This window comes from Chondromyces crocatus (assembly GCF_001189295.1).
GTDB lineage: Bacteria > Myxococcota_A > Polyangia > Polyangiales > Polyangiaceae > Chondromyces > Chondromyces crocatus.
Genome location: NZ_CP012159.1, coordinates 6,390,506 through 6,404,064 on the forward strand (window position 1 = coordinate 6,390,506; position 13,559 = coordinate 6,404,064).

At 67.8% G+C, this 13,559-nt stretch carries 2 protein-coding genes; both read right to left on the reverse strand.

Features of this window, described 5'->3' with window-relative positions; translation table 11 throughout:
- Positions 1-20: 20 nt before the first annotated feature.
- On the reverse strand, positions 21-1,589 hold the full coding sequence (locus tag CMC5_RS23420) for an NAD(P)/FAD-dependent oxidoreductase (RefSeq protein ID WP_050432504.1): 1,569 nt from the start codon (positions 1,587-1,589) through the stop codon (positions 21-23).
- Positions 1,590-1,641: 52 nt separating this feature from the next.
- Positions 1,642-13,533, reverse strand: a complete 11,892-nt coding sequence (locus CMC5_RS23425) for a non-ribosomal peptide synthetase (RefSeq protein WP_169796632.1) — start codon at positions 13,531-13,533, stop codon at positions 1,642-1,644.
- Positions 13,534-13,559: the final 26 nt, after the last annotated feature.

Genomic DNA, 13,559 nt, shown 5'->3' on the forward strand with positions numbered 1-13,559 from the left:
CGCTCACGGCGAGCCTCATCTCAGACCTCGGCCACCGCAGGAGGCGGCGCCGCCGGGGCTGGCGCTTCGGTCGCCGCCTCTGCGCGTTCCTCGACCACCTTTCGCAAGAGGCCGAGCCGCGGTTCGGTGGTCACGTAGAGCCCACCCACGGCGCCGTCGGCGTCGAGGCCCATGGAGAAGGTCTCGGTGCCTCCGGCCTTGTAGCGCTGCATCGCTGCCCGCGAGTCGCGGTTCTTGACGCGATCCAGGTACTCGAAGATGCGTTGCTTGCTCTTCTGCAGCAGCGCCGTCACGTCCTCCTCGCGGCCGTCGTCGTCGAGGTACTGGTGGACGCGCTCCGCGCCCTTCTGCAAGCGTCCGGCGTTCTGGGCGTCACCGAGATCGACCACGCCCGAGACCATGGTCGCGAACACATCCTTCATGTCCGCTTGCGACATGTTGAAGACGCCGAGTTCCTCGTGCGCGAGCTGCTGGGCCGTCCAGAAGTAGGTCTCCTTGCGAGCGTTCACCTCGTAGAAGGAGGCGACGATCAGGGCCCAGCGGAGGAAGTGGCCTTGATAGCAGCGCTGGTAGAACTCGGTCGCGCTGGCCATGTCGACCTCGCCGGCGATGATGCTCTTCACGCTCGCGGCGGCGAGGAGGGCGCTGTGCATCGCCAGGTGGACGCCGCTGCTGAGGAGCGGATCGATGAACGCGCCGGAGTCGCCGACGAGGAAGAAGCCGGGTCCCGCCAAGGTCCGCGAGATGTACGAGTAATCCGTCTCGGTGCGGATCTGGGGTTCGAGGGTGGCGCCCTTGAGGACGACGTCCTGGAAGAGCGGCGAGGCCTTGAGGCCCTCGTGGTAGATCTCCTCGACGGACTGGGTCGCGCGCTTCTCCTTGAACAGCTCCTGGTGGATGACGAGGCCGACGCTCATCGTCTGGTCCCGCAGGGGGATGCCCCAGATCCAGCCGTAGGGGATCGAGCCGACGGTGATCGGTCCCTCGACCTCGACCTCGGGGATGGTGGCCCCCTTCCAGTAGCCCCACGTGGCGACGTTCTGGAATGCCTTCATGAACATGCGCGACCGGAGGTATTGCGTCGCCATCAAGCCGGCGCGGCCCGATGCGTCGAGCAGGAACTCGAACTGAATCGTGCCGGATTCACCGGTGCTCGACTTCGACCATTTCGCAGCGACCGGGCGTTCGCCGTCGAATTCGAGGCGGCTGATGTCGATCCCTTCGAATACCTTGACGCCGTTCTTCTGCGCATTCCTGAGCAGAATCTCGTCGAATTCCTCGCGCTTGACGTGGAAGGTGTAATCGTAGCGGAGCTTCTTCCAGTCGAAGAGCCAGCGCTCCCCTCCCCACTCCCAGAGCACGCCCTTTTTTCGCTGGAAACCGTGGGCTTCAACGGCCTCGCGTGCGCCGAGCAGGTCGATGATCGGCTGTACGGAGATGAGCAGCGATTCGCCGATGTGATAGCGAGGGAAAATGGCCTTCTCGACGAGCGTGACCTCGAAGCCTTCACGGGCCAGGAGGGTTGCCGCCGTCGAACCGGCAGGGCCGCCACCTACGACAAGGATCTTCGTTGAACTCGGCAATTGCATGTTGGGTGTGTACTTCCTGACATTCAGTGCGCGATGTCAAGTGAGGAACCGTTCAAAGAAGCGTGACGACGCCTCGCTCGCCATCCACCTCGACGAGCTGACCGTCACGGATGCGCTGCGTGCCCACCTGCGTTCCAACGACGGCGGGAATGCCGTACTCCCGCGCAACGACGGCGGCATGACTCAGCATGCCACCGCTGTCGGTGACGATGGCGGCGACGGTGGCGAAGAGCGGTGTCCAGGCGGGGAGCATGGCCATGGCGACGAGGATCTCGCCGGGCTCCAAGGTGGGGACGTCGGCGAGGTTGCGCGCGACGCGGGCCTTGCCGCGGGCCTTCCCTTTGGCACCGGAGAGGCCGACGATTTCCTTCTCGTCGTTCGAAGGGCTCGGTGCCACGCCGGTGAACCTGGCGCTCGCGAGCGAGAGTGCGTCATGGAGGGCCGGCAAGGGGGATGGCGTGCCGAGGAAGCGCGGGGGCTGAACGCCGTGGAAGCGCTTGGCCTCGTCCTTCCGGGCGCAGGCAAGATGATAGAAGCGCTGGTTGGCGGAGAATGGTCCCCCTCGCTTCGTCTCGACCGCCGCTCGGCTCACGTCATCCATCGACAAGTAGAAGATCTCCTCGCAATCGCCGAGCAGCTCCCAGTCCTTGAGCTGCTCACCGAGGTAGAGGCACAGGTGACGAAGGCGGTGGGTGATCTTGTAATCGATCCAGTAGTTGTGATCCTCGCTGAGGACCGTGGCCGTCTGCGCCGCGGTGAGCGCCTGCTCGAACTCGTCCACCACGGCTCTCGGGTAATGACGGAGGCGCGCCCGGAGGGCATCGAGGCGCTGTGTGCGCTGCTCCGAGAGGGCGTTCAGCTCGGCGTCGAGATCGCGCTCCGGCTGCGTCATGTACGCCTGCAAATTGCGAATGACGGGCGTCGGGTCTTCTTCCCAGGTGGGGGCGTCGAGGTACGTGCTGTCGTTTCGCTGACCGTAGGTCGCGAGGTACGCATCGAGTTGCGCGACGAAGGCTCTCCCCCCGCGTGTGCTTCTGAGCTTCCAGCTGACGCGCGACGCCTCGTTGCTGGTCAGGATGCTGGCCACCTCGGGGGTCTCCAGGGCGAGCCGGCTGAGCGACCACAAGGCGCGGTTGCCCTCGGTGGTCTTGTTCGGGAAGCCGACCAGAAGCGCGTAGGGGTCGATGGGGTCGTCGTCCGTGGAGAGGTCCTTGCAAAGGTCGACGAACCGGCTGATCGCCAGCATGACCGGCTGGAGCAGGCGAAAATGAATCTCCCAGAGGCGCGCCGTCCGACGATGCGCCTCGGCGAGGGCCTCCACGAGGGTGTGCCTGTGGACGAAGTCGTAATTGTTCTCGGGATCCAGGGCTTCGAGGTGCGCCTCGATCTCGGGCAGCAAGGTCTCCGTCCACCAGCGCCCGAGGTCGGGGAGGAGGGCGGCGACGCTGGCCTCGGCTCGCTTCATCGCCGCGGCGAGCTCGGTCGGCGACGCGGTGGTCGGGATGATCTTCTGGTAGACGTACGTGTTGATCAGGCGGATTTCGCCGGTGAAAGGGACCCCGTACGCGAGGTTGGCGAGGTTGCTCCCCTCGACCATCGCCTGCTGACGGAGACAGAAGTCGAGGGGGGTCATCTGCTCTCGGCAGTGGGTGACGTCATGGACCCACAGCATCCGCGCGTCCTCGGGGTGCTCCCAGACCACCGGAAACTCGGGCGGGGTCGGAAGCCCGGGCGCTTCGTCCGTGCGCTCCAGGGCGAGCTCGTCGATCTCACGGCGTAGCTTGATGGCGAGTCCCCGGACGTCCGGCTCCCGGAGCATCGTCATGTGGTCTCCCGGGACCTCGTGCGTCGTCACCGGGTTCGCGCAGAACGCTTGCCAACCCTCCGTGCTCACCTGGCGACCGTTGCGCATGGCGAACGCGGCGGAGAAGACGAGGAGTTTTCCCTGATGGGTGTCCGTCGGGACGTGGTCCCGGACCACCCGGACGACGTTCTGGTTCATGGCGCACAGGTGCTGGAGCTGCTCGACGTCGGCGTCCTTCGGCATCCATCGCGCCGCGATGAACGCATCGAGGGTGCGCTGCCAGGCAGCGGCTTCATCGAGCTTTCGCAGCTCCTCCGGGGTGACGAAGAGCACGCCCTCCCCGATGGCTTGCTTGATCATGGTGACGTAGCCGATCAGCCCGCCGATCTGGGTCCACTCGGCGCTCTCGTCCGACGTGGCGCCCCTGCCCGGGGGGCGCATGTCCACGATGCTCACCAGCGGGACCTCGGCGCCTCGACGCTGTAGCTCCAGGGCGACCGCGAAGGCGATGCGTGCGCCCGCCGAGTGTCCGCCGAGGTGGTACGGGCCCGAGGGCTGGATCTGCTGGATGGCGCCGATCAGCGTGTCGACCAGCGTGGCCATGTCCGTGATCTCCCCTCCCTGCGCCGGGGACTGGAGGGCATAGAAGGGCTGGTCTTCGCCGAGGTGCTCCGCCAGAGGCCGGAGATAGTGGGCGTGCATCCCCATGCCGGCAGCGAAGAACAAGGGGACCTTGGTACCGCGCTCGCGGAGGGGAACGACGAGGGAGAGCGCTCTGCGTGCGCCCGTGGGCGCGAGGGCCTCGTCGATGACCCGGGCGAGCACCGCGATCGTGGGCGCGCGGAAGATGCTGTCGACCGTGATGACGTGACCGAAGCGCTTCTGGATCTGGGTGGTGATGTTCAGGGCCAGCAGGGAGTGCCCGCCGAGCTTGAAGAAGTCGTCGCGGATGCCGACACGCGCGACGCCGAGGGTGCTGGACCAGATGGCGGTGAGCGTCTCCTCGGTCGCGGTGCGCGGGGCGACGAACTGCTCGCGATCCAGCATCGTGTCGTCGACGGGAGGCAGGCCCTGACGGTCGATCTTGCCCGTGGCATTGAGGGGGAGCGCGTCCATGCGGACGAACACCGACGGGATCATGTACGCCGCGAGCCGTTTGCTCAGGGCGTCGCGCAGCGCCTCGGTGGTCGTGGGGGGGGTCGACTTCGCCGCCCAGTAGGCGACGAGCCGGTTGTCCCCTGCCCCGTCCTTCTGCGCGACGACGACCGCTTCCCGGACGCCGGGGTGGTCGTTCAAGGCCGCCTCGACCTCACCCAGCTCGATGCGGTAGCCGCGTACCTTGACCTGGTTGTCCCGGCGGCCGAGGAAGTCGATGGTCCCGTCGAGCTGGTAGCGAGCGATGTCGCCGGTGACGTAGAGCCGCGCGCCGGGTCGGTCGCTGAAGGGGTGCGGGATGTAGCGCTCCGCCGTCAGCGCGGGGCGGTGGATGTAGCCGCGCGTGAGCTTGGCGCCGCCGATGTACAGATCACCAGGGACCCCCACCGGGACGGGGCGCAGGTGCGCGTCGAGGATGTAGATCTCGGTGCTCTGGAGGGGGCATCCGATGGGCGGGGGCTGCTCGGTCTCCTGGAACATGGTGACGGGGCACTCCATGGCGGTCGCGGCGACGGTGATCTCGGTGGGACCGTACGCATTGACGAAACGCCTTCCCGAGGCCCAGGTGCGCACGAGCGAGGCGGGGCAGGCCTCTCCGGTGACGATCAGGACGTCGAGCGCGGGCAGGCCCCTGGGCGAGAGCCAGCGCAAGGCCGCAGGCAAGAGGGTCACGTGGGTGATGGCGCGCGTCGCGAGGAGCTTCTGGAGCGGAGGACCCGGCACCAGCTCGTGCGCCGGCGCCAGGTGGAGCGCGGCGCCTGCGCCCAGGGCCATCGCCACCTCGGAGATGGATCCGTCGAAGCTCAGCGAGGAGTACTGGAGGACCCGGCTGCGCGGGGTGACGTCGAAGGCCGTGATGAGGGCCGGGGTCAGGCGAGACAGGTTGTCGACCGTCACCTGGACGCCCTTCGGGGTGCCCGTGGAGCCGGACGTGTAAAGAACGTAGGCCAGGTTGTCGCCAGCGGTCCTGTGCTGGTGCGACACCTCGGGCTGCGCTTCGATCTCCGCCCACGCGGTGTCGAGCGCCACGCGGCGGGTGGCCTGCTCCGGGAGGCGATCGTTCCAGCGTTGCTGGGTCAGGACGACCTCGGGCCGCGCATCGGACACGAGGTAGGCGAGGCGCTCGAGCGGTTGCGAGGGGTCGAGGGGGAGGTAGACGCCCCCCGCCTCGAAGATGGCGAGCATGCCGATCACCAGCTCGATGGAGCGGTCCAGGCAGACGCCGACGGTGACCTCGGGCCCGACGCCCAGCCCCCGGAGATGGCGCGCGAGCAGATGGACGCGGGCGGAGAGCGCTCGGTAGGTCCGTGACACCGGGCGCTCGTCGGTCGACTGCAGGGAGGGACCGACGAGGGCGAGCGCGTCAGGGGTCTGCGCGACATGGTGCTGGAAGAGGTCGAGGAAGGTGCTCTCTGCCGCGAGCTCCTCGCCGAAGGGCTCCTCCTCCCCTCGGTACTTCCTCTGTTCGTCCACGTAAGGCCTCGCATTCCACGTCACGAGGAGCTTCTCTCGCTCGGCGCTGGTGAGGTGAGGCAGCGTGTGGATCCGCGCGTCGGGACGCCTGGCCATCCCTGTCAGAAGCTCTACCCAGTGCGCCGCGAGGCGCTCGACGGTGTGCTTGCTCAGGCGCGAGGTGTCGTGGTCGAAGAGCGTCTCCACGGTTCGACCTGGCACCACGGCGATGACGAGGGGGTAGTGCGTCGGGCTCGCCATGGTGCTGACGGTCAAGCGGAGGCCACTCTGTTCGAGCAAGGCGCTGTCGAGCGGGTAGTTCTCGAAGACGAACATGCTGTCGAAGAGCTGAGTGCCTCCCGGGACATCGCTCCAGCGCTGGATGTCCACCAGCGAGACGTACTGGTGCTCGCGCTGCTCGATCTGACGCGCTTGCACCTCCTTCAGCCACGCGCCGAGCGTCTGGCTTTCGTCGACGTGGAGCCGGAGCGGGACGGTGCGGATGAAGAGCCCGACCATCTCCTCGATGCCTGGCACATCCGCTTCGCGGCCCGATACGGTGACGCCGAAGAGCACGTCGGACATGCCGCTGTAGCGGTGGAGCAAGAGGGCCCACGCCGCCTGGTAGACGGTGCTCAGCGTCACCCGAAAGGACTCGGCGAGGGCTTTGAGGGCCTGGCTCGTCTCGGCGGAGAGCTTGCAACGGTGATGGAGGTGCTTCTGCTTCCCGGTGGGCTCCTCGTTGTCGACGACGAGTGGGGTCGGCGCGCTGAACCCGCGCAGGTTCTCGCGCCAGAATCGCTCGGACGCCGTCCCGTCTTGTCGCTTCAGCCAGGCGACGTAGGCCTCGTAGGGGGGCGGATCGGCCGCGGTGCGCGACTCCCCGAGGAGCTGGGCATCGTAGGAGGCGAAGACGTCCTTCAGGATGAGGGGACCGCTCCAGCCGTCGAGCAGGATGTGGTGTGACGTCCAGATGAGGTGGTGCTCCGTGTCCTCCGCGCGAAGGAGGTTCAGGCGGAACAGGGGGGCTTCATCGAGGAGCATCCCTGCCTGTTGTTCCCGGCGGGCGTGGACGCGCAGCGGGGAGGACCAGGAATCCTCCTCCAGTTCGTCTTCTTCCCAGCGGAGGTCGGCGCTGCGGAGCACCACCTGGAGCGGCCGTTCGCAGCCCTCCCAGACGAAGCGTGAGCGCAAGAGCGGGTGACGCTGGACGGTCTCTTGCCAGGCCGTGCGGAACTTCTCGGCGTCCAGGGGGCCCTGGATGCGAAAGACGAGCTGGGTGACGTAGACGTTCTCGCCGTCGTCGTCCTCCTCCTCCTCCTCGTCTTCATCTTCCTCGTCGACCTCCGCATCGAACTCCTCATCGAGTTCGTCGTCCTCCTCGTCATCTTCATCCGCCAGGGCGGGGACGGGCGCGGGAACCGCCGACAGGCTGTGGAAGAGCAAGCCCTCCTGGAGCGATGTGAGGGGGTAGATCGCGGCGACGTTGTCGCGATCCGCGCCCAGGGCGTCGAGCACCACGTCGAGCTGGTTCTGGGAGAGCGTGACCGCCGGGAAGTCCCCCGGCGTGGGATGGCTCTCGTGGGCGAGGCAATGCTGGGTGAGCCGCCGCGCTGTCTCGGCGAAGTCGTGCGCCAGCTTCTGCACCGTCTCCGGGCGATGCAGCTCGCGGCTGTAGGTCCAGGTGAACTGGAGCGAACCGTCTTTGACCATGCCGTTCACCTGGAACAGGTGCGTCCGGTCTCCGGTGGGCCCGTCGCTGGGTCCGATCTCCTCGGGGGCGAAGCCGAGGAGAGGCGCCGTGTCGGTCATCGCGTCCAGCTGGCCGAGGTAGTTGAAGTTCACCTGCGGTGCAGGCCAGGAGGCGAGGCTCCCCTCCCCGCTCGCGTAGCGGAAGAGGCCATAGGCAATGCCGCGGCCAGGCTGGGCGCGGAGCTGCTCCTTCACGGCCCTCAGCGCGAGGCTCAGCTCGCGGCCCGGGAGGCGCAGCGCGACGGGGTGCATCGTGGTGAACCACCCGACGGTGCGCGAGAGATCGGCGCCGACGAGGTCCTCCTCTCGGCCGTGACCTTCGAGATCGAGCGCGAGGGTCGCGTCGCCGGTCCAGGCGTTGAACGCCAGCGCGAGTGCGGTGAGGAGGAGGTCGTTGACCTGGGTGCCGTAGGCCCTCGGCGCGTCATGGAGCAGGGCGTGGGTGTCGGCCACGGAGAGGGCCACCTGGACCTGGGCCGCCGAGGCCTTGCGGTTCGTTCCCTGGGGGTGATCGAGCGGCAACGCGGGGACGGGCACGGAGCGCCAGGCATCCCGCTCAGCGCGTGAGGATGCGGTGTTCGCTTGCTCCTGCTGGGCCGTCGCGTGGAGCCGCTCGGACCACTCCTTGAACGAGGTGGTCTTGGGCGGAAACCGCGCTGGCTGGCCTGCCTCGAGCTGGCGAAGCACGGTGACGAGGTCGTCGAGCAGGATGCGCCACGAGACGCCGTCGACCACGAGGTGATGGAGGATCCACAGCAGGCGCGCTGGTTGTTCCGCCCCCAGGTGGATCAAGGCGATCCGCGAGAGGGGGCCCGAGGTGATGCTCAGGCGCTGCTGCAAGCTCGTCGCCGCCTCGGTGAGGGCCCGGGTCTGTTCCGCGGCGGGGAGGTGCGCGAGGTCGATGACGTCGACGGTGACGCCCTCGATGGGGCCGAGATTGACCTGCTCGAAGCCGTCGGCGGTGCGAGAGAAGCGCATCCTCAGGGCGTCGTGGTGGGTGAACAGGTGATGGAACGCTTGCTCCAGCCGTGATGCCGAGACGTCGGCAGAGACCTTCAGGAGGATGGCCTGGTTGAAGTGGTCCGGCGTCTCCTGGTGGGTCTCGAAGAACCACCGCTGGATGGGGGTGAGCGGGATCGATCCTTCGACGAGCCCCTGTTCGGCCTGGATGGACTTGCTGGCACTGGCGACCTCGGCCAGGGCGGCGATGGTCTGGTGCTCGAACATCTGCCGGGAGGTGAGGCTGAACCCCGCCTGCTTGGCCTGGCCGACGATCTGGATGCTCAGGATGGAGTCGCCGCCGAGTTCGAAGAAATTGTCTTCGACGCCGATGGGATCGACGCCGAGCACCTTGCTCCAGATGGCGACGAGGGTCTCCTCGCGCGCGTTCCGCGGGGCGACGTAGGTGGACGCGCGGCTGCGGCGCTCGATGTCGGGGGCAGGCAGGGCGCGGCGGTCCAGCTTGCCGTTGGAGGTGAGCGGCAGCGCCGGGAGGGGGATCAGGACCGTCGGCACCATGTATGCGGGGAGCTTGTCCTGGAGGTATCGGCGCAGCTCCTGGCCCAGGGTCTCGCGCACGACCTTCGCCTGGAGGGGATGGTTCACGTACGCCGAGAGCTGCTCGTCGGTGAGGTCGACGGCGGGACTCCAGGGGGCACGTCGCTCGGCCTGGGGTGGGGTGACGACGAGATCGAAGCTTCCGTCGGGGTGACCCGCGGCCCAGCTCAGGTGGACGCGGCCAGGCCACGTGGTTTCCAGGGCCCACAGGGCCTCCGGCGCGCAGCCCTCCGGAACGTCGTGCTGGCGTGCGCGCCAGGCATCGAGGGACGCTTCGGCGCGGGTCGCGAGCCAGCTCAGGATGGCGAGGTCCGGTTGCAGGCGGGCGTTGGGGACTCTGCGCAGGCCGACGCCAGCATCCGGGGAGGTGGCCAGCGTGTCCGAGAGCCATGGGGGCAGGCTGTCCGAGGTCAGGCCTTCTTCTCGCCAGTCGAACCAGGTGATCGTCGGTGCGCCCTTCGGCGTTCCGCCGACCTGCAGCGCCACGTCGTAGCGGAACAGGGTCAGCTCGTTGCGATGCAGGCCTCGCTTCGGGGTGACCTCGACGTGGGTGATCTGGGGGAACTTCCGGGAGAGGGCGGTGAAGAAGCGTGGATCGATGACCAGCTCGTTCTCGTTCATCACGCCCTGCTGGACCCGGTAACGCAGCTCGTCGCGAGAGAGCGTGCCAGAGGCCTTCGCCGTCTGCACGGACGCATGGAACGCGTCCAGGAGGGCGAGGTTCCGGATGTCTCCGAGGAAGAGCGTCCCGCCCGGCTTCAGCACCCGCAGGGCTCCCTCGATCACCGCGCTCAGGTAATCGAGCGTGGGGAAGTACTGCACGACCGAGTTGAGGACGATGGTGTCGAACTGTCCCGCCGAAAAGCCGGTAAAATCGTCGGCCATGCGTTGCAGGAGGGTGACGTTCGACAGCTCGGGCGCCCGGGCCTTGCACGTCTCCAGGTAGCGGATGGCTTCGAGGGAGAAGTCGGTCGCGAGGTAGGCCCTGACGCGCGGAGCGATGCGTGCGAGCAGCAGGCCGGTCCCCGTGCCGATCTCCAGGACGTCCTTCGGGCCATGAGCGAGGATGCGCTCGACGGTCGACTCCACCCAGAGGCGCATCTCGGCGGCCGGCAGGGCTTCGCCGGTGTAGCTGCTCTTCCAGCCGGTGATGTTGAACGACCAGTCCTCGGGGGCCTGAGACTCATCGAGGAGCTGCTCGTGCAGCGTCTGCCAGGACGCGATGTGATCGCTCTGCGCCCCCTCGGGCTCCCATCCACGCCGGGGGACCACGTAAGCCACGAGGCGCTTGCCGTCTCGCTCGCTGGTCGCCTGATCGGCGGGGGCTTCGTGCACGATGACGGCGGCGTCGCCCACGTGCGGGTGCGACTTCAGGGCGCTCTCAATCTCTTCGAGTTCGATTCGCAGGCCACGCAGCTTCACCTGGTTGTCGACGCGGCCGAGGAAGACGAGGTTGCCGTCCGGCAGGTAGCGTGCGAGATCGCCGGTCCTGTAGATGCGTTCTCCGGGGGTCTCGCTGAACGGGTTGGGAAGGAACTTCTCGGCCGTGGCGGCCGGGCGGTTGATGTAGCCGCGGGCGAGCCCTGGTGAGGCGACGTAGATCTCGCCCGGGACACCGACGGGGACGGGCTGGAGGCGCGCGTCGAGGAGGTAGACGCGCTTGTTGTAGAACGGGCGGCCGATGGGCAATGCGTCGAGCTTTGCCAGGTAGGCGTCGTCGGCCTCGGTGAAGGCGATCATGGCGGCGCCCACGGTCGTCTCCGTGGGGCCATAGCCGTTGAGGATGCGCCTGCCGGGGAGCCAGCCCCGGACCGTCCCGACCGAGCTCGCCTCGCCCGCGACCATGATGGTTCGCACGTGTTCGAGGCCTTCGGGGGGCAATCGGGCGAGGAGCGATGGCGCGAGCTGGACGTGGGTGATGGCGTGGCGCTGAAGGAAGGCGTTGAGCGGAGCGCCTGGCAGGAGCTTCTCCTGGGGGGCCACGTGAAGCGCGGCGCCGCTGAAGAGGGTCATGGTGATCTCGACGACGGAGCCGTCGAAGTTCAAGGAAGCGAACTGGAGGACGCGGCTCTCGGGGGTGAGCGCGTAGGTCTCCGCGAGCGCCCTGGCGACGCTCCAGGTGTCTCGGCGTGGGATCAGCACCCCCTTCGGATTGCCCGTCGAGCCGGAGGTGTAGATGATGTACGCGAGGTGATCGGCGGTGGCCCGGAGAGGTGGGTTGCTGGTGGCGTTCGCGTCGAGCTGGGGAGCGATGGCGTCCAGATCGAGCACACGGGCCGTGTGAGGCGGTAGATCGTCGAACCACTTCTCCTGCGTGAGGATCACCTGCGCGCCAGCGTCGGCCAGGATGAAGGCGAGGCGCTGCTGCGGGTACGTCGGGTCCAGCGGCAGGTAAGCGCCTCCCGCTTTGAGCACGGCGAGGAGCGCGACGATCATGGTGATCGAGCGCTCGACGTGGATCCCCACGACCACATCCGGTCCGACGCCTTGCTGGATCAGGTGGTGCGCGAGCTGGTTCGCGCGCTCGTTCAGGGCGCCGTAGGTGATGCGGGAGATGGGGTCTCCGTCGAAGACGACGGCGATGGCGTCGGGCTGTCGTGCGGCGTTCTGCTCGAAGGCGTGATGGACGCCCTCGGCTTCGGGGCAGGCGAGCGCCGTGTCGTTCCAGTCGACGAGGAGGCGGTGGCGTTCCTCGGTCGTGAGAAGGGAAATGTCGCCGATCCGAGCGCCGGGATCCGCGACCATCGCGGCCATCACCGTGCGGAGGTGGGCGCTCATGCGCGCGATGGTGGCGTCTTCGAAGAGGTCGGTGTTGTACTCGACGACCACCTCCAGCTCCCCATCGACCTCGGTGACGAGGAGCATGAGATCGAGCTTCGAAGTGCGGAAGCGGAAGTCACAGGGTGACGTCGTCAACCCGGGAAGGGTGAGACGGTTGCTCGCGAAGCTCTGGAGGGTCAGCGCCACCTGCGCGAGGGGGTTGTGGCTCGCGGTCCGCTCCGGTTTCAGTTCCTCGACGACGCGCTCGAAGGGGAGGTCTTCGTGCTCGGTGGCTTCCATGACGGACGCCAGCACGCGAGAGAGCACAGTCCGGAAGGTGGGGTTGCCCGAGAGGTCGGTGCGGATGACCACCGTGTTCACGAAGAAGCCGATCAGGCCTTCCAGCTCGGCGTGCTTGCGGTTGGCGGTGCCCGACGCGATGGCAAGATCGTCCTGCCCCGAGTAGCGCCCGAGGAGCACGTTGAAGGCGGACAGGAGGGTGATGAAGAGCGTCACGCCTTCGCACTGGGCGAGCTCGTGGAGGCCCCTGGTGAGGCCTCGGTCCAGGCGGAAGATGGTGTGGTCGCCGCGGAACGACTCCACGGCGGGTCGGGGGTGATCGGCCGGGAGCTGGAGCGGCTGGACGTCCGAGAGCTTCTGTTTCCAGTAGGTCAGGTGCCGTTCGACGGCGCTCGGGGGAAAGCGCTCTTCCTGCCAGCGGCTGAAGTCGGCGTACTGGAGGGGGGGCTCGGTGAGGGGTGAAGGACGCGAGGCGGAGAAGGCGCCATAGAGGGCCTCGAATTCCCGGACGAACACGCCGATGGACCAGCCGTCGGCGACGATGTGATGGATGACCAGGCAGAGGACGTGCCGGGTCTCCGACTGGCGCAGAAGCTGGGCTCGAAGGAGGGGGCCGCGCTCGATGTCGAAGGGCTGGTGCGCGGCTCGATCGATCCGGCGCTGGATCTCGGCGGCGCGGGCCGGCTCGTCGAGGCTGCGGAGATCATGGAGGGGAAGGTCGAGGGGGGCGGGTGGATGGATGACCTGGACCGGGCCCTCCGCTTGCAACCGGAAGGTGGTGCGGAGGCTCTCGTGCCTCCGGATGATCTCGTCGAGGGCACGCTGGAGCGCCCGGGCGTCGAGGTGGCCGTCGAGGGCCGTGACGAAGGGCATGTTGTAGGCGACGCTCGCGCCGTCGAGCTGGCACAGGAACCAGAGGCGACGCTGCGCCTGCGAGACGGGGAGCACGTCGGCGTGAGGGAGAGGACGAGGGGGGGCGTGGGCGACGGTCCCCTGCCCTTCACGCAGCATGGCGAGGAGCACGTCCTTGTGTTCACGAAGCTCGTCGAGCAGCTCGTCCGTGAGGACGCCTTCCGCGGCGCTGTAGCCCAGGTAGCCGTCGTCGTTCCAGAGTTCGACGTGAAGTGCTTCGAGGCGGGCGACGAGATCGTGGAGGCTCTTCATTCGGCGGGGATCCTGGGCGAACGGGG

Excerpts from the sequence above, each read along its gene's own strand:
- CMC5_RS23420 (WP_050432504.1), bottom strand. The coding sequence starts at position 1,589 with ATGCAATTGCCGAGTTCAACGAAGATCCTTGTCGTAGGTGGCGGCCCT.
- CMC5_RS23425 (WP_169796632.1), bottom strand. The coding sequence starts at position 13,533 with ATGAAGAGCCTCCACGATCTCGTCGCCCGCCTCGAAGCACTTCACGTC.